This window comes from Azonexus sp. GW821-FHT04F04, assembly GCF_059420025.1.
The window spans coordinates 41,146-58,418 of the sequence record NZ_JBWKSX010000015.1 but is presented as its reverse complement, the minus strand read 5'-3'; the positions used below and the strand labels follow the sequence as shown (position 1 = coordinate 58,418).

Sequence of the window (17,273 nt, the reverse complement as noted above, 5' to 3'; positions counted from 1 at the left end):
GCGGGGAGCGAGTGGTCGCTCCCCGCTTGCCCCAAAGACAAGAAGAGGGAACAGCACAACATGAACAAGGTTTATGCAACGAGCGAGGCCGCGCTGGACGGCCTGCTTTTCGACGGCATGACCGTCGCCGCCGGCGGCTTCGGCCTGTGCGGCATTCCGGAGAATTTGATCGACGGCCTGCTGCGAGCCGGCACGAGCGATCTGACCATCGTCGGCAACAACGCCGGCGTAGACGATTTCGGCATGGGGCCGCTGCTCAAAACGCGGCAGGTCAAGAAGGTCGTCGCGTCGTACGTCGGCGAGAACAAGGAGTTCGAGCGTCAGGTGCTGGCCGGCGAACTGGAGCTCGAACTGGTGCCGCAGGGCACGCTGGCCGAACGGCTGCGCGCCGGCGGTGCCGGCATTCCAGGCTTCTACACGCGGACTGCCTTTGGCACCCGATTGGCCGAAGGAAAGGAAACCCGCCAATTCGACGACCAGGAATACGTCCTGGAACCGGCCATCCGGGCCGACGTCGCCATCGTCAAGGCCTGGAAGGGCGACCATGCCGGTAACCTGGTCTTCCGCAAGACGGCGCGCAATTTCAACCCGATGATCGCCACCTGCGGCCGGGTCACGGTGGCCGAAGTCGAGGAACTGGTCGCGCCGGGCGAACTTGATCCGGACCAGATCCATACGCCGGGCATCTATGTGGACCGCATCATCCAGGGCGCCGGCTATCAGAAGCGTATCGAGTTCCGCACCACGGCTGGCGGCGCGACGCCGGGCAAGCAGGACCCGCTGCGCGAACGGATGGCCCGGCGGGCGGCGCAGGAATTGCGCAGCGGCTATTACGTCAATCTCGGCATTGGCATTCCGACGCTGGTCGCCAATTACATTCCCGAGGGCACGCACGTCACGCTGCAGTCGGAAAACGGCCTGCTCGGCATCGGCCCCTTTCCCGGCAGCGAAGATGTCGATGCCGACCTGATCAACGCCGGCAAGCAGACCATCACCAGCATTCCCGGCAGCAGTTTCTTCTCCAGCGCCGATTCCTTCGCGATGATTCGCGGTGGCCACATTGACCTGTCCATCCTCGGCGGTCTGGAAGTCTCGGAGAACGGTGACCTGGCCAACTGGATGGTGCCCGGCAAGATGGTCAAGGGGCCGGGCGGGGCGATGGATCTGGTGTCGGGCGTCGGGCGTGTCATCGTCCTGATGGAGCACACGGCCAAGGACGGGGCGCCGAAGATTCTGCCGAACTGCAGCCTGCCGCTGACCGGCAAGGGCGTGGTGGACATGATCATCACTGACCTCTGCGTATTCACCGTCAATGCGGGCGGCGGCCTGACCTTGAGCGAACTGCACCCCGGCGTTTCGGTTGACGAGGTCAGGGCGAAAACAGCTTGCAGCTTCTCCGTGTCGCCGGGCCTCAGCGCGCGCCATGCCACGGAGCTTGCTGCCGTCTCATGAAGGCCGATGCTGCCACGGCGGGCGGTGGCCTGTCGTGGCTCGGCAATTCGCGTCAAACGATAGATCTGGTCGGCAAGCTGTGGGATATTGAGTGCCGCCATTTACTCGGGAAACTGACCCGGGCCGAGTACCGGCGCGCCCTTGTGGCGCTGCGCGGCGACTCGGCAAGATGGCGCTCGCCAACTGCCAACTCAAGGAGAAAGATCGATGACTGATGCCTATATCGAAGGGCTTGAAGTGCGCCGACAGGTCATGGGCGACGAGTTCGTCGACAAGGCTTTTGCCAATGCCACGGAATTCACCCGACCCCTGCAGGATTTCATTACCGCCAACGCCTGGGGTTCCGTCTGGTGCCGCGGCGGCATAGATCTGAAAACGCGTAGCCTGATCACGATAGCCATGCTGACCGCCCTGGGGCGGCAACACGAATTGCGCGGGCATGTCCGGGGGGCGCTCAATAACGGCGCATCCGCCGCGGAAATTCAGGAAATCCTCCTGCACGCTGCTGTCTATTGCGGCGTGCCGCTGGCCGCCGATGCCTTTCGGACGGCAGAGCCCATTCTCGCCGAGCACGCGTTGACCAGCCCTTAATCGGAATGCGGTCGCTTTCCAGGACGGAATGCGGCCAAAAAAGCTACGGTTGATCGAGCGCCATGCTGATTTTTGCAATCCCACGGTCAACCGGAATTTTTGCCCAAAAATGAAATGCCGGCTGCCCGGCATTTCGTGGTTTGGGTTGTGTTCCCAATTGTCATTTGGCGGAGTTCGGCCAGCTGCGGCCGTAGATCACTTTGCCCCAAAGCGGACAATCAGTTGTGCAACAGGTATGCTATCGGCGTTTTATGGCTCGGCCGCTACTGAAAACGCGAGCCTGGCCTCTTTAATTGCTTTAATTCGCCCTTGCCAAACCAACAACGCCAGCTCTCTAAGTAGCGATTATTCTGAGTTGCCCCTTATCGCCAGAATCATCCGATTGGCAGGCATCGATGCTCCCGACAAGAAACAGCCTTAACAATTAAGTTTGGAATGATAATTAAATTACACGACGACAATCTTCTTAAGGCGGCTGGTGCTGTGGGGGCGCTTCTACCTCAGGCGGCCAGCGTTGCTGTTGGAATATCCTTTATTGCATATTTCGCTGGTTGGCGCGAGGCAAATGCCTATTTCACGGCACTCGGATCGCCTTGGGCAGTTTCACAACTTCCTGCAAGTCGCCTTCTCTACTTGAGCGGCGAACTTGTTGCTGGGGTTCTTATGTGCGCGTTCCTTGCTGTGCACTCCCTTGCTACTGGAACGGTAGGACTGAAGGGGCTTAATTGGTGTTCAGCGGTGGCATTTATACTTGCTGGGCTATTTGCTGGTCTTACGAATTTGCCGCCAATGACTTTTGCGTCGCCAAAAATAGTCTGGAATTTATCTATATGTGCAGGCGTTTGCTATGCCGTTGGGTCGGGAGCTACGTTGGGGGAACTTGTCTCTCGCTTAAAAGAAAGCGAATTGCGATGGACGGCATCCCACGCTTACTTAATTTACATGGCGATCTTGATGGGCGTGTATTTGATGCCGTCTCAGATGGGTGCAGCGAGGGCGAAGTACCACCTCGCATCTTTGGAAACTACGTTACCGGCTGTTCGTCTTGCTACGTCCGTCCCCAATGAAAACTGGCGGCTAGTAGAGACCATCGGAGAATCGGCCTTGCTTATGGATCGCCAAATGGCCACTACAAAGCCACTGTTCAGAATGGTCAAAACAACCGATATCCTGTCGATCAACGCCACCGAGATTCAGACAACCAAGTGAGTGTAAGTTTTGGCTGGCTCCGCTGCCGTCAAATTGAGTGGGCAATTTGGCATAACCCCAGAATTTCTGAGGTGGTTAACCCCTTATTGCACCCGGATCTTCGCAAAAACCGCGCAGGCTGGTGAATTCGCACGTTCCTGAACGTCAGCTTCCCCCTGCCAGCTACTTCTGCTTTGGGCACACACCAGACCCACCATCGCTTCTAAATACCCCCAACAAAAAGGAACCCGAGAGGTTCCTTTTTGTTGGGCAACTATCTCGTTGATTGTCCCAATTTCACGGTCAACCGGAATTTTTGCCCAAAAATGAAATGCCGGCTTCCCAGCTTCCCAGCTTCCCGGCATCCCATGGCTTTATTTCACGCCGAACTGCTCACGCAGGCAGGCTTTGTGTTCCGGGCCGATTTTGTCCTGGCAGGCGGCGCGGGCTTTTTGGTGGAGGTCGCAGCGGGCCTGATTCGGGGCTTTGCTGCAGTCTACCGGTGGCATTTTCTGTTGCATGCACTGGCGGAAGGCGGGGCCGGTCTGGCCCTGGCATTCCTTGTAGGCCACCTTGCGCGCTTCGCATTGTTGCGGGTTGCCGGCCTTGGCGCAGTCGAAGTTCTGTCGTTGTTCCTGCATGCATTGCCGGCGTTGCGGGCCGGTGGTGTTCTTGCAGGCTTCTCGAGCCTGGGAGCGGGCTTCGCGCTGGGCGGTGCAGGCGGCCGGGTTCGGGGCCTGGCTGCAGTCACGCGGGGCACGGGCGCGCGGGCCGCCGCCTTGCATCATCCCGGCGCCGCCGCCGGGGCCCATGCCGTTCATGCCGCCACCCATGCCTCCCGAACCTTGAGCGGGCTGGGCGCTGGCCGGCAGGCAGATCAGGGAAGTCAGCAGGGCGCTGGCGATCATCATCAGGCGGGTTTTCATTTTTCGCTCCTTGCGCGTGGGGTAGAGCTTCATTCTAGGTGCATGGAATCGATTGTTTCCGGCAAGTTGTAAAGGTGTGCAAACAGAGTGCTTTCTGGTTACAAATCGTTACCTGCTGCGTGCTATATTGCCGCGCATGAGTGACAAGAATATCGGCGAACATCGCCTGGCACTGACCGAAGTGCTCGACTGGATGGTGGAGGATGGGCTGGTCAGCCAGGAGGCGGCTGATGCGCTCAAGAGCGAGCGTCGCCTGCATGGCGGCAAGACGCATCCGCTGATCGTCATTGCCGATCAGAAATGGCGACAGACCGAGCCGACTGTCCGCCTGCTGACGTTGGAAGTGCTGACCGAATGGCTGGCTGGCCGGGTCGGCCTCGACTACCAGCATATCGACCCGCTCAAGATCGATTTCACCGGCGTCGCCGAGGTCATGTCCAGCGCCTATGCCGCCCGTTTCGGCATTTTGCCGGTGCAGGTGACGACGCGCGAGATTGTCATCGCGACGGCCGAGCCCTTCGTTCGCGAATGGGTCGAGGAGTTGCAGCAGATCCTGCGCAAGCAGATTCGCCGGGTGATGGCCAACCCGGAGGACATCAGCCGTTACCTTGTTGAATTCTTCAACCTCGCCAAGTCGGTCAAGAAAGCCAACGCCCGGGGCGATGTGACCTCCGGCCTGTCGAGCTTCGAGCAACTGGTCGAGCTGGGCAAGGCCAACAAGCAGTTCGACGCCAACGACCAGCACATCGTCCATATCGTGGACTGGCTGTGGCAGTACGCCTTCGATCAGCGGGCTTCCGACATCCACATCGAGCCGCGGCGCAATCTGGGTATTGTCCGTTTCCGCATCGACGGCGTGCTGCATCAGGTTTACCAGATTCCGATGGCGGTCATGAACGCCATGACCAGCCGCATCAAGCTGCTCGGCCGCATGGACGTCATCGAAAAACGCCGGCCGCAGGATGGCCGGATCAAGACGCGGACGCCAGCCGGGCAGGAGGTCGAGCTGCGTTTGTCGACGCTGCCGACGGCCTTCGGCGAAAAGCTCGTGATGCGGATTTTCGATCCGGAAGTGCTGGTTCGCGACTTCCGCTCGCTGGGCTTTTCGGATGAAGACCAGGCGCGCTGGAAGCAGATGACAGCGACGCCGAACGGCATCATCCTGGTCACCGGCCCGACCGGTTCGGGCAAGACGACAACGCTCTACACGACCCTCAAGCAACTGGCGACGCCGGAAGTGAACGTGTGCACCATCGAGGATCCGATCGAAATGGTCGAGTCCTCGTTCAACCAGATGCAGGTCAGCCACGCCATCGAACTCGGCTTCGCCGACGGCGTGCGCGCCCTCATGCGACAGGACCCGGACATCGTCATGATCGGCGAAATCCGTGATCTGGAAACGGCCGAAATGGCCATCCAGGCGGCCTTGACCGGCCACCTCGTGCTGTCGACGCTGCACACCAACGACGCACCGTCGGCGATTACCCGCCTGCTCGACCTCGGCGTGCCGGCCTACCTGATCAACTCGACGCTGCTCGGCGTCATGGCCCAGCGCCTCGTTCGCACCCTGTGCCCGCATTGCAAGAAGCCTGTCCAGATGCGCGAAGAGCAGCGTGCCGCCTGGCGCGCGCTGGTCGCCCCGTGGAAATCGGCCGAGCCGACCCAGATCTGGCAGCCGGTTGGTTGCCTGGAATGCCGGATGACCGGCTATTCCGGCCGGGTCGGCGTCTATGAAATCCTGGTCAATTCGCCGGAAATTCGCCGCATGATCAAGCCGCTCACCGAGATTCCCAAGTTGCGCGAACAGGCCTTCCGCGAAGGCATGCGGCCGCTGCGAATTTCCGGCGCGCTCAAGGTGGCGCAGGGGATAACCTCGCTCGAAGAGGTTATCAAGGTCGCACCGCCGTCGGACGACAGCTAGGCCAGCATTTCAATTTTGGCCTTTATTTCCGGTTGACCGTGGAAGAGCGGTTTCGCGGCCGGTTGAACCCCTAAATCAGGCTAGCCTTGCGCTTCACCGCATCAACGTAGGCCATCGCGTCCATCGGCTGGCCCTGGCTCTGGGCGCGCCAGATCGTTTCGCCCAGGCAGTCGAGCAGCACGTGCTCGGCGTCGTGCGGGTCCATGCGGGCACGCAGTTGCTCGAAGGCCATGCGGATGCCCGGCGGCTGGTCGATGCTGACCTGCTCGTGGATGGCGAGGTGCAGCGAGAGGTGGAGGAAGGGGTTCATGGCCCCGCCTTCCGGCGTCCATTCCTTGTCCACAGCGGCTTTCGGATCGTTGAGCAGGGCGTGGTATTCCGGGTGGCGGGCGGCGATGTCGGCGGCGGTGACTTCGGCGCCGACCAGCGGCAGGCGGTCGACGTGTTTTTTCCAGGCATCGCAAAAGAAGAGGCGGACCTGCTCGCGGGAAGGATTAAACATGAGCGCTTTCGAACAATAAGGTGAGTGCGGTGTTGTGGAACAGGCGGTTGTGGCCGGTCAGCGGGGCGATTTGCCCGGTGCCGTAGGCGCCGAGCAGCGGCGTGTCGGGGAAGGTGTCGCGGAAGGCGACGAGGTCGCGGTCATCGTTGCCGTAAAACAGCGGGCCGCGGCCGATGCAGGAAAACATCAGGGCGAAATTTGGCCGTTTTTTCGGGTTGACCGTGGCAGTGAGCGCTTCACGCATTTCCTGCTCGGCGGCGAGCGGCTGGCGGATGGCCCAGGTGATCGTCTCGCCTTCGTTGAGGTTTTCGGCCAGGGTCAGCGAACCATCGGCGTTGGCCGAGAGGATGGCGATGCCCGGCGCATCAGGCTGGCGTTGCGCGGCGATCAGGTGCAGGGGCGGGCGCTCGCGCAAATCGGCGGGCAGGGCGCGGTGCAGGCTGTCGACGGCGCTGTGGCCACCAATGCGGCGTAACTCGTAGCCGGCGCATTGCTCGACGGGCAGCGGCTCGCCAAGCAGGCGCAGGCCTGACGAGCGGACCAGCCGGGCGTTTACGCCGGGCAGACTGAACTCGGCGCAGCCGTTGTCCGCCGTCCGGCCATGCGACCAGGCAGCCGCGTCGGTATCGAGCAGGCCAACCCGTGCCGGGCCGTCCTGCCATTCGAAGGGCAGCCGGCCATGGCCGCTGAAGGAGAGCAGTGGCGCTTCAGCCGGTGCTTTGCCAGCCGGTGTCGAATAAACGAGGGCCGCCGCCGTCGGTTGATCGAGACGCCAGCCGTGCTCGGTAAACAGCCCGCTGGCCGTGCCGCCGCTGACCGTCAGGCAGCCGGCGGCGCGTGCCGCGACGAGTACGGCGGGCTGCGGATTTCGATTGAAATCGTGGGTCAGAAAAAGGATGACGTTATCGGCGCGCACCAGCCCGGCAGCGGCCAGTGCCGCCTCGACGGCGGCCTGGGCCAGCTCCGCTTCCGGTCGCTGGCCGGCAACGAGGGCGGTGCCGACTTTCATACGCTCTTGCTGCGGTAGCTGCACAGGTCGAGCACGACGCAGCGGCCGCAGTCCGGCTTGCGTGCCTTGCAGACGTAGCGGCCGTGCAGGATCAGCCAGTGGTGGGCGTCCTTCTTGAATTCGTCAGGCGTCACCTTGAGCAGCTTCTTTTCGACGTCCTCGACCGTCTTGCCGGGGGCCAGCCCGGTGCGGTTGCCGAGGCGGAAGATGTGCGTGTCGACGGCAATGGTCGGCTGGCCGAAAGCGGTATTGAGCACGACATTGGCCGTCTTGCGGCCGACGCCGGGCAGGGCTTCAAGGGCAGCGCGGTCGTCCGGCACCTCGCCGTCGTGCAGCTCAAGCAGCATGCGGCAGGTGGCGATGACGTTTTTCGCCTTGGTCCGGTACAGGCCGATGGTCTTGATGTAGTCGGTCAGACCCTCTTCGCCGAGCGCCAGCATGGCAGACGGGGTTGGCGCCACCGGATAGAGCCGGGCCGTCGCCTTGTTGACGCCGACGTCGGTGGCCTGGGCCGAGAGGATGACGGCGATCAGCAACTGGAAGGGCGTGGCGTAGTGCAACTCGGTGGTCGGCGCCGGATTGGCGTCGCGCAGGCGGCTGTAGAACTGCTCGATGTTGGCTTTTTTCACGAAGGGGGCTTGGATGGATTGTCAGGCGCGGCGGGATGCGCCATATTGTCACAAACAATTCTACCTGACAGAGAAGGCAGACCCGATGCCGCTTACAACAGAAGGCAGCCTGAATGGGCTGACCCAGTGGCTGGAAGTCAATCCGGTGGCAACGCTCATCATTGACGCGGAGCATCGGGTGACCCACTGGAATCCGGCGTGTGCCGCCCTCACCGGTATCTCGGCCAAGCAGATGATCGGCTGCGCCGAGCCATGGCGGGCTTTCTACCCGTCTCCCCGTCCGATTCTGGCCGATCTGGTGGTGGATAGCGCCCCCGCCAAGGTGGTCGAGCAGTATTACCCGGGAAAGTATCGGCGTCTGGAACCGGAAGACGCGGTTTATGAAGCGGAGGATTTTTTCCCCGCTTGCGGCAATGGTGGTCGCTGGCTGTTTTTCTCTGCTGCGCCCATTCGCAACGCGGCCGGCAAAATCATCGGGGCCATCGAAACGCTTCAGGACGTCTCCGAACGTCGGTGCGCCGAGGCGGCATTGCGCGACAGTGAGGCCTATCTGGCGCAGATTGTCGATGGTTCATCGGTGGCCACGCTGGTCATCGATGCCGGACACCGCGTCACCCACTGGAACCGTGCCTGCGAGGCGATGACCGGGACGCTGGCCAGTGATGTCATCGGCACCAATGGCCAGTGGAAGGCTTTCTATCCGTCAAAGCGTCCGATCATGGCTGATCTGGTTCTGGATGATGCCAGCGAGAATGCGATTGACCGTCTTTATCACGGACGCTTCCGGCCTTCGTTGCTGATTCCCGGCGGTTATGAGGCAGAGGATTTCTTCCCGCATTTTGGCGACAGTGGTCGCTGGTTGTTTTTTACTGCCGCGCCATTGCGCAATGGCAAAGGCGAACTCGTCGGCGCCATCGAAACCTTGCAGGATGTCAGCGAACGTCGTTGGGCCGAGGAGGCGCTGCGCGAAAGCGAAGAGCGTTATCGTTGCCTGAGTCAGACCGATTCGCTGACCGGGCTGTACAACTCGCGCTACCTGCACGAGCGCCTGCCTGGAGAATTGGAGCGGGCCACCCGCTATGGTCGTCCGCTGTCGCTGCTCGTCCTTGATTGCGACAATTTCAAGAGCATCAACGACTGCTATGGCCACCTCGAAGGCGACAAGGTTTTACAGAATCTGGCGGAGGTGATCAGGCATTGCCTGCGCCGGTCGGACAGCGCTTTTCGTTACGGCGGAGAGGAGTTCGTCGTCTTGCTGCCGGAGGCCGATACCGCGGCAGCCCAAGCCTTCGCCGAGCGCCTGCGCAGCATGTTCGCCGCGCAGGAAACCATCTCGCCAGGCGGCGAGAGAATCTGCTGCACGGTCAGTATCGGCGTTGCCCGGCATCTGCCGAGCGATACCGAAAGCAGTTTGATCCGGCGGGCCGACGACGCCTGTTATGCGGCCAAGCAGCAGGGCAAGAACTGTGTGGTGCTGGCCGGTTCAACCAGCTGAGCCGACGCCCGGGACATTTCGTTTTTGGCCAATTTTTCCGGTTGACCGTAGCAACGGGCGAGCGCTTTCGCGGGCCCGCAACTGGCCGCAGCCGCCGTCGACATCCTGCCCGGCCGAGTTGCGTACCGTCGTCCGGATGCCTTTTGCGTGCAGATAGCGGGTCAGCTCGGTGATGCGCTCGACCGCTGGCCGGCGGTAGGCAAGGGCGGCCGTGGCGTTGTAGGGGATCAGGTTCATGATCGCGTACTTGCCGGTGAGCAGGCGGACGATGCCGTCCATTTCCTCGATGCTGTCGTTGATGCCGTCGATCAGCGTCCATTGGTACTGGATCGGATAGCTCGTCGTCCGGGCATAATGCTCGGCAAGCTCGACCAGCTCCGCCGGGTCGATGCGCGACGCCTTGGGCAGCAGTTCGGCGCGCAGTTCGGCGCGGGTCGAATGCAGTGAAATGGCCAGCGCCGGTTTGACCGTTTCCTGCGGCAGCCGCTCGAAAACGCGCAAATCGCCAACCGTCGAGAACACCAGATTCTTGTGGCCGATGCCGCCGGCCGTGCCAAGCAGATCAATCGCTTCGAGCACGTTGTCGATGTTGTGCGACGGCTCGCCCATGCCCATGAAAACGACGCGCGTTACCTTGCGCCGGGCCCGGCCGAGGATGACCTGGGCGACCATTTCGCCGCTGCTCACCTGACGTAGCAGGCCGTCACGACCGGTCATGCAGAAGGTGCAGCCGACGGCGCAGCCGATCTGCGTCGAGATGCACAGGCCGTCGCGCGGCAGCAGCACGCTTTCGACGGTCTGGCCGTCGGCCAGTTCGACGAGCAGGCGCGACGAACCATCCTCGCCCGGGTGTTCGGAGCGGACGCGGGCCAGCGCTGAGAGTTCATCGTGCAAGCCGGGCAGCGCATTGCGCAGGGCCAGCGGCAGAAAGGTTTCCGGTGGGTGGCTGCGCGGCCCGGCATCGAGCGGCTTACCTTGCGCCCAGGCGCGCATGACGCGGTCGACGTGGCAATCCTTGGCGCCCGTGGCGAACAGGGCTTGGCGGATGGTTTCGATGCGCATGCGGGCGTTTTCGTCAGGCCCGCAACGGGCCGCCGGGAATGATCAGTGGCAACCGGCCGTGGCGACCGGGGCTGGCGGCTTGCGCTTGGCGCGCTCTGCGGCCTTGGCTTCCATCCAGTTCTTCCAGGCGATCATGCAGCCGAGCAGGATGAAGGCGCCGGGCGGCAGCAGGGCGAGCAGGAAGCCGGGGTAGCTTTCCGGCAGTACCTGGATCGGTTGCAGGCTCGGAAAAACCATGTCGATGCCACCGAGGATGGTGCCGCTGCCGAGAAATTCGCGCATGGCGCCCAACAGTCCGAGCGTCCACAGCATGCCGATGCCCATGAAAATGCCGTCAAAACTGGCCTGTGCCGGGGCGTTTTTGGCGGCAAAGGCTTCGACGCGGGCAAGCACGATGCAGTTGGTGACGATGAGCGGAATGAAGATGCCGAGGACCAGGTAAAGCTCATGCAGGTTGGCGTTGAACAGCAGGTCGACGACGGTGACCAGGGCAGCAACGATCAGGATGAAGACCGGGATGCGGATTTCGTGCGGAATCAGGTTGCGCAGCGAGGCGACAGCAAAGCCCGAAATGGCCATGACGATAATCGTTGCCAGCGACAGCATGATGCCGTTGACGGCGTTGGTGGTGACGGCGAGCAGCGGGCACAGGCCGAGAATCTGGACGATGGAGGTGTTCTGCTTCCAGATGCCGTTGCCGGCGATGGTCTTCAATTCGTCACGCGTGATCATTTGGCGGCTCCTTCGGCGAACAGTCGGTCACGATTGGCTTCGGCCCATTGGACAGCCTTCAGCACAGCCTTCGACACTGCCCGCGGCGTCACGGTGGCGCCGGCGTGGTAGTCGATCTGGCCGCCATCCTTCTTGAGCTTCCAGTCCTTGTCGGCGACCTTGGCCAGGGACATGCTGTTGAATTGCGTGATCCACGGCCGGGCCTTGTTCTTGTCCTTCTTGATCTCGACGTAATCGCCGAGGCCGGGCGTTTCCTTGTGCTGCGTCACGCGTACGCCAGCCACTTCGCCATTGGCGCGCATGGCAATGATCAGGCGGATCTTGCCGGCGTAGCCATCGGGGGCAACGGCTTCAAAAACCAGCGCGACCGGCTGGCCACCCTGGCGGGCGCGAAACAGCGTAGTCGGGTCTTTCAAACCAAGTTCAGGCGTGGCCGGCAGGGCGACGGTGTCTGCGAGCAGGGCGTTGTCGTACTCGGTGCGCGGCAGCACTTCGTCGACCAGTTTCATTTTTTCTTCGGTAGCCGAAGCCTCGATGGCCGGCTTGGTCCACAGATAGGCACCGGAAAGCAGGCCGGTAAAAATGGCGACAAAAACGAACAGCGTCGCTGCCGTGCGGGCAGCCATGACGGGTGCGGTGTATTCCTTCGGCGCGCTGGTCATGCCTTGTCCTTCATGCCGAAGACCGGCGGCTGGGTGAGCAGGTCAATGACCGGGGCAGACAGGTTCATGAGCAGCACGGCGAAGGCGACGCCATCCGGATAACCGCCAAAAACGCGAATGATGTAGGCGAGCAGGCCACAGCCGGCACCGAAGATCAGCTTGCCGCGCGGTGTCGTGCAGCCGGAAACCGGGTCGGTGGCGATGAAGAAGGCGCCGAGCATGGCCCCGCCGGAAAGCAGGTGAAAGAGCGGGCTGGCAAACTGGCTCGGGTTGTAGAGCCAGAGCGCGCCGGAAATCAGGCTCAGGGATCCGACGAAGGCGAGCGGTACGTGCCAGGTGATCAGCTTGCGATGCCATAACCAGAGGCCGCCGAGCAGGTAGCCGGCAGCCACCCATTCCCAGCCGCGGCCGGCGAAGTTGCCATAGATGTCCTGGTTGGCGAGCAGCGTGCTGACATCGAAACTGCCTTCGCCGAGCTTGAGCGCCGTCTTCATTGCATCGAGCGGCGTCGCGCCGGACAGGGCATCGACGCGCGGCGCCCAGCCGAGAATGATGTTCATCTGGTCAATCAGGCCCAGTTGCAGGCCGACGCTCGGCCACTGCGACATCAGTGCCGGGAAGGCGACGATGCAGACGGCGAAGGCAACCATGGCCGGATTGAAGGGGTTCTGGCCCAGCCCGCCGTAGAGGTGCTTGGCGACGACGACGGCAAAGACGGTGCCGGTGACGACCAGCCACCACGGCGCCAGCGGCGGGAAGGTCAGGGCGATCAGCCAGGCGGTGACAATGGCCGAGCCGTCGGTCAGGAAGAGGGCCAGCGGTTTGCCGCGCACCTTGAGCATGACCGCTTCGGCGACCAGCGCGGCGAGCGTGGCGATGACCAGCTGAACCAGGATGGCCGGGCCGACCAGGCTGGCGTAGGCGGCAATGCCCGGGATCAGCGCGACGCAGACCTGGATCATGACCTGGCTGACGCTGACGTCTTTGAGAAGGAAGGGGGCGGGGGCGAACATTATTCGGATTTCTCGCTGGCCGGAGTGACCGGCTCGGGTTCGATCAGGTGGGCGGCGATCCGGCGCGCCTCGATGTCGGCGGCAGCCTTCTGCTGCTCCGCCGTCAGGTTCTCGGTGTTCTTTGGCTGAACGGCCTCGCGCTGAGCCTTGGCACGGGCCATGGCAGCCTCGATGGTGGCGCGTTTTGCGTCTTTTTCCGGGTTGACCGTGGCAGCCGGTGCATCGTCGGGGGCGGCGACTGCCGGTGCAGCGGCCGTATCGGCGGCCGGCGCGGCTCCGCTTTCCGCTGCCGCTGCAGCCGCTTCAGCAGCCTTCTTGGCAGCTTGAGCAGCGGCCGCCTTGGCCAGTTTTTCAGCCTTGTCGGCCTTTTCTCGTTCTTCGCGCAACTGCTTGAACTCGAAACGGGCCTTGGCCTGGTCGGAGGCATTCTTTTCGCGTTCGCGCGCCCAGATTTCGCTCTTGGCAAAACGGAAATACTGGACCAGCGGGATGCGTGACGGGCAGACGTAGGAGCAGCAACCGCATTCGATGCAGTCGAAAATGTTGTATTCCTGCGTCTTGCCGAAATTCTTGGCGCGCGCGAACCAGTACATTTCGAACGGTTGCAGTTCGTGTGGACAGGCCCGGGCGCAGGCACCACAGCGGATGCACGGCATCTCCGGGGCCTTGGGCGGGAACAGCCGGTCGTCGTGGGCGATCAGGCAGTTGGTCGTCTTGACCACCGGGACCTGCGGGTTGGGTACCAGGAAACCCATCATCGGCCCCCCCATCAGGATACCGTCGGTGTCCGGATGTGGCTGGGCGAGGGTCAGCAACTCATCCATCGGCGTGCCGATCAGCACTTCGTAATTGCGCGGCGCGTGGACGTTGCCGGTGATGGTCAGAATACGCGAAATCAGCGGTTCGCCGTGGGCGACGGCGCGCCAGGCGCTATAGGCGGTGCCGACGTTGAAGACCTGAACGCCCATGTCGGCGGTCGACCGCATCGAGCCCGGTACTTCCTTGCCGGTCAGCACGCGGATCAACTGCTTGGCACCACCGGCCGGGTAAAGCGTCGGTACGGCAACGACGGAAAACGGCTCTTTTTGGGCGTCGACCGCAGCACGCATGGCGGCGATGGCTTCCGGCTTGTTGTCCTCAATGCCGATCAGCACCTTTTTCGGTTGCAGCAGGTCACGGAAAACGGCGATGCCGCGCACGACTTGATCGGCGCGCTCACGCATCAGCAGGTCGTCGCAGGTGATGAAAGGTTCGCACTCGGCGCCGTTGATGATCAGCTCATCCATCGGCACGCCCTTGCTCGGCGTCAGCTTGCCGTGAGCCGGGAAGCCGGCGCCGCCGAGGCCGACGATGCCGCATTGCTGCAGGTGATGAAAGACATCGGCCGGCGCTACGGCCTTGTGATCGATCGGCGTGCGGGTGATCCACTCGTCCTTGCCATCAGGTTCAATGACGACGCACAGCGAGTCGAGACCGGAGGGGTGAGGACGAACATGCATCGCCACTTCGCGTACGGTGCCCGAGGTCGGGGCGTGCACAGCGGCGGAAATCCAGCCGTCAGCCTCGCCGATCATCTGGCCCTTGAGGACATGATCGCCAGCGGCGACGATCGGCCGCGGCGTGCCACCAATGCTCTGGTGGAGCGGTACGACCAGGCGCGAAGGCATCGGCACCTGGGCAATCGGCAGATGGTTCGATTGCAGCTTGTTGCTCGGCGGCTTGACGCCACCCTTGAACTTGAACAGATTCATCAGCATCAGGCGGCCGCCTTGATCTCGATGACCGGATACTTCCACTTCCAGTTGTCGATGGTTTCGGGGATGACTTCCATGTGGATGCACTCGACCGGGCAGGGCGGCAGGCACAGCTCGCAGCCGGTACATTGCTGGGCGATGATGGTGTGCATCTGCTTGGCAGCGCCGACAATGGCATCGACCGGGCAGGCCTGGATGCACAGCGTGCAGCCGATGCAGGTGTTCTCGTCGATGATGGCGACCTGCTTCGGTTTTTCCTCGGCGTCAAGCGGCTTGACTTCGCGCCCGAGCAGGTCGGCCAGGCGCTGCACGCCCTCAGCCCCGCCCGGCGGGCACTTGTTGATTTCTTCGCCATTGACGATGGCTTCGGCATAGGGCTTGCAACCGGGATAGCCGCACTGGCCGCACTGGGTCTGGGGCAGGATGGCTTCGATTTTTTCGACCAGCGGGTCGCCTTCGACCTTGAACTTGATCGCGGCAAAACCGAGCAAGGCGCCCAACACGACGGCCCCGAGGGCCATGATGGCGATGGCGAGCAGGATGTCCATTATTGGTACTTGTCCAGACCGGCAAAACCCATGAAGGCGAGTGCCATCAGGCCGGCGGTGACCATGGCGATGGCCGCGCCGCGGAAATGCGTCGGCACCTCGGCGCCCTCGACCCGCTCGCGGATGCCGGCGAAGAGGATCAGGACGAGCGAGAAACCGACCGCACTGCCGGCGCCGAAGAGCAGGGATTCAACGAAGTTGTAGCCGTTCGAAATATTGAGCAACGGCACGCCAAGCACGGCGCAGTTGGTGGTGATCAGCGGCAGGTAGATGCCCAGCGTTTGCTGCAGCGTCGGCGAGGTCTTGGCGATGACCATCTCGGTCAGCTGGACGATGGCGGCGATGGTGACGATGAAGGACAGCGTGCGCAGGTATTCCAGCCCGAACGGCATCAGCAGGTAATGGTCGATGATGTAGCTGGCGCCGGTTGCCATGGTCAGCACGAAGGTCGTCGCGGCGCCCATGCCGTAGGCGGTCTCCAGTTTCTTGGAAACGCCCATGAAGGGGCAAAGACCGAGGATCTTCACCAGCACGACGTTGTTGACCAGCACCGCGCCGACGAGGATGAATAAATAGTGGCTCATAAATTGGGCAAGCTTGAGGCGCGTATTATCGGGCTTAGTGACAGTGCAAACAACCGCACGCTGCTTGTGGCTTTAGCTGGTTTTCCGCATGACGTGGGCCAGGGTTTCCGCCACTTCGGCCACCAGATCGGGGCCGCGGTAGATGAAACCGCTGTAGAACTGCACCAGGCTCGCGCCGGCGCGGACTTTTTCGGCTGCATCTTCGCCGCCCATGATGCCGCCGACGCCGATGATCGGCAGTTCGCCAGCCAGGGCAATCGACAGTTTTTTCTGCACTGCGGTCGATTTGGCGAAAACCGGCTTGCCCGACAGGCCGCCCGTTTCAGCGCCATTCGGCAGGCCTTCGACGCCGTCGCGTGACAGCGTGGTGTTGGTCGCGATGACGCCGTCGAAACGGTGACGACGTAGTGCGTCGGCGATGGCGGTGATCTGTTCGTCGTCGAGATCGGGGGCGATCTTGAGGGCCATCGGCACGTATTTGCCGTGCTGGTCGGCCAGTTGCAGCTGTCTGGCCTTGAGCTGGGACAGCAGGTCGTCGAGTGCCTCGTCCTTCTGCAGTTCGCGCAAATTCTTGGTGTTCGGCGACGAAATGTTGACCGTCACGTAGCTGGCGTCGTTGTACACCTTGTCGAGGCAGATCAGGTAGTCGTCGGCGGCCTTCTCGATTGGCGTCGTGGCGTTCTTGCCAATATTGATGCCGAGGATGCCGCCCTTTTTCGGGAATTCGGCTACGCGGACGTTTTCCAGCAGCTTGTCGACACCGGCGTTGTTGAAGCCCATCCGGTTGATGATGCCCTGCGCTTCCGGGATGCGGAAGAGGCGCGGCTTCGGGTTGCCATCCTGCGGGCGCGGCGTGATCGTGCCGATTTCGATGAAACCGAAGCCGAGCTTGGCCAGCGCATCGATGTGGTCGCCATTCTTGTCGAGGCCGGCGGCCAAGCCGACCGGATTCGGGAACTTGAGGCCCATGACGTCGACCGGGCAGGCGGCGACCTTTTTGGCGACCAGGCAGGAGAAGCCGGCGGCGTTGAGGAAATCGATGCCATTCATGCCAATGCCGTGAGCGGTTTCGGCGTCGAGAGCGAAAAAGAACTTGCGGATAAGGGGATAGAGCATAGTGGGCGCGATTTTACCGCAATGCCGGTACCCTTGCCCGGCGAATCAGCATCATTCGCGGTACGTTTTTCTTGATTTCCGGGGTTGGC

At 62.3% G+C, this 17,273-nt stretch carries 18 protein-coding genes; 6 read left to right on the top strand and 12 right to left on the bottom strand.

Going from position 1 to position 17,273, the window contains the following annotated elements:
- Positions 1–60: 60 nt before the first annotated feature.
- The 4 genes from AC07TV_RS20930 (at position 61) to AC07TV_RS20915 (ending at position 3,252) form a co-directional block, all read left to right on the top strand.
- Positions 61–1,452, top strand: a complete 1,392-nt coding sequence (locus AC07TV_RS20930; protein ID WP_494650311.1) for a 3-oxoacid CoA-transferase — start codon at positions 61–63, stop codon at positions 1,450–1,452.
- Positions 1,449–1,667, top strand: a complete 219-nt coding sequence (locus tag AC07TV_RS20925; RefSeq protein ID WP_494650310.1) for a hypothetical protein — start codon at positions 1,449–1,451, stop codon at positions 1,665–1,667. Before AC07TV_RS20930 ends, AC07TV_RS20925 begins: the two co-directional genes overlap by 4 nt.
- Entirely contained in the window at positions 1,660–2,043 is a 384-nt protein-coding gene (pcaC, locus tag AC07TV_RS20920; protein ID WP_494650309.1) for a 4-carboxymuconolactone decarboxylase, read from the top strand. The genes AC07TV_RS20925 and pcaC overlap by 8 nt, the downstream gene beginning before the upstream one ends.
- A 435-nt stretch (positions 2,044–2,478) precedes the next feature.
- Complete coding sequence (locus tag AC07TV_RS20915; RefSeq protein ID WP_494650308.1) at positions 2,479–3,252, top strand: hypothetical protein; 774 nt, start codon at positions 2,479–2,481, stop codon at positions 3,250–3,252.
- A 353-nt stretch (positions 3,253–3,605) separates the two neighbouring features.
- On the opposite strand, the gene AC07TV_RS20910 is transcribed toward AC07TV_RS20915, so the two are convergent.
- Positions 3,606–4,157, bottom strand: a complete 552-nt coding sequence (locus AC07TV_RS20910) for a hypothetical protein (RefSeq protein WP_494650307.1) — start codon at positions 4,155–4,157, stop codon at positions 3,606–3,608.
- A gap of 136 nt (positions 4,158–4,293) precedes the next feature.
- On the opposite strand from AC07TV_RS20910, the gene tfpB reads away from it, so the two are divergent.
- A complete protein-coding gene (tfpB, locus tag AC07TV_RS20905) occupies positions 4,294–6,078 on the top strand; it encodes a type IV pilus assembly ATPase TfpB (RefSeq protein ID WP_494650306.1) in 1,785 nt (594 codons plus the stop codon).
- A gap of 70 nt (positions 6,079–6,148) precedes the next feature.
- Here tfpB and AC07TV_RS20900 read toward each other — a convergent pair whose 3' ends face one another.
- The 3 genes from AC07TV_RS20900 to nth are packed head-to-tail and all read right to left on the bottom strand — an operon-like array spanning position 6,149 to position 8,218.
- Complete coding sequence (locus AC07TV_RS20900) at positions 6,149–6,580, bottom strand: DUF1841 family protein (RefSeq protein ID WP_494650305.1); 432 nt, start codon at positions 6,578–6,580, stop codon at positions 6,149–6,151.
- Positions 6,573–7,589: an FIST C-terminal domain-containing protein gene (locus AC07TV_RS20895; protein WP_494650304.1), complete on the bottom strand. Its 1,017-nt coding sequence runs from the start codon at positions 7,587–7,589 to the stop codon at positions 6,573–6,575. The genes AC07TV_RS20900 and AC07TV_RS20895 overlap by 8 nt, the downstream gene beginning before the upstream one ends.
- Entirely contained in the window at positions 7,586–8,218 is a 633-nt protein-coding gene (gene nth / locus AC07TV_RS20890) for an endonuclease III (RefSeq protein ID WP_494650303.1), read from the bottom strand. The genes AC07TV_RS20895 and nth overlap by 4 nt, the downstream gene beginning before the upstream one ends.
- Positions 8,219–8,303: 85 nt before the next feature.
- Between nth and AC07TV_RS20885 the strand changes: the two genes are divergently transcribed.
- On the top strand, positions 8,304–9,713 hold the full coding sequence (locus AC07TV_RS20885; RefSeq protein ID WP_494650302.1) for a sensor domain-containing diguanylate cyclase: 1,410 nt from the start codon (positions 8,304–8,306) through the stop codon (positions 9,711–9,713).
- Here the strand turns inward: AC07TV_RS20885 and AC07TV_RS20880 are convergent.
- From AC07TV_RS20880 to AC07TV_RS20845, 8 genes are all read right to left on the bottom strand, one after another.
- The gene (locus tag AC07TV_RS20880) at positions 9,702–10,775 is read right to left on the bottom strand and encodes an RNA methyltransferase (protein ID WP_494650301.1); all 1,074 of its coding nucleotides are present in this window, start codon (positions 10,773–10,775) and stop codon (positions 9,702–9,704) included. The two genes, AC07TV_RS20885 and AC07TV_RS20880, sit on opposite strands and share 12 nt — an antisense overlap.
- Positions 10,776–10,817: 42 nt before the next feature.
- Positions 10,818–11,507, bottom strand: a complete 690-nt coding sequence (locus tag AC07TV_RS20875; protein ID WP_494650300.1) for an electron transport complex subunit E — start codon at positions 11,505–11,507, stop codon at positions 10,818–10,820.
- On the bottom strand, positions 11,504–12,169 hold the full coding sequence (gene rsxG, locus AC07TV_RS20870) for an electron transport complex subunit RsxG (RefSeq protein ID WP_494650299.1): 666 nt from the start codon (positions 12,167–12,169) through the stop codon (positions 11,504–11,506). Before rsxG ends, AC07TV_RS20875 begins: the two co-directional genes overlap by 4 nt.
- Complete coding sequence (locus tag AC07TV_RS20865; RefSeq protein WP_494650298.1) at positions 12,166–13,182, bottom strand: RnfABCDGE type electron transport complex subunit D; 1,017 nt, start codon at positions 13,180–13,182, stop codon at positions 12,166–12,168. The genes rsxG and AC07TV_RS20865 overlap by 4 nt, the downstream gene beginning before the upstream one ends.
- Positions 13,182–14,939 carry an electron transport complex subunit RsxC gene (gene rsxC / locus AC07TV_RS20860; protein WP_494650297.1) on the bottom strand — a complete coding sequence of 586 codons (1,758 nt, stop codon included), beginning with the start codon at positions 14,937–14,939 and terminating at the stop codon, positions 13,182–13,184. Before rsxC ends, AC07TV_RS20865 begins: the two co-directional genes overlap by 1 nt.
- Complete coding sequence (rsxB, locus tag AC07TV_RS20855) at positions 14,939–15,484, bottom strand: electron transport complex subunit RsxB (protein WP_494650296.1); 546 nt, start codon at positions 15,482–15,484, stop codon at positions 14,939–14,941. The genes rsxC and rsxB overlap by 1 nt, the downstream gene beginning before the upstream one ends.
- Positions 15,484–16,068 carry an electron transport complex subunit RsxA gene (rsxA, locus tag AC07TV_RS20850; protein ID WP_494650295.1) on the bottom strand — a complete coding sequence of 195 codons (585 nt, stop codon included), beginning with the start codon at positions 16,066–16,068 and terminating at the stop codon, positions 15,484–15,486. The genes rsxB and rsxA overlap by 1 nt, the downstream gene beginning before the upstream one ends.
- 72 nt (positions 16,069–16,140) lie before the next feature.
- Positions 16,141–17,184 carry a quinone-dependent dihydroorotate dehydrogenase gene (locus AC07TV_RS20845; protein ID WP_494650294.1) on the bottom strand — a complete coding sequence of 348 codons (1,044 nt, stop codon included), beginning with the start codon at positions 17,182–17,184 and terminating at the stop codon, positions 16,141–16,143.
- Between the last annotated feature and the right edge of the window lie 89 nt (positions 17,185–17,273).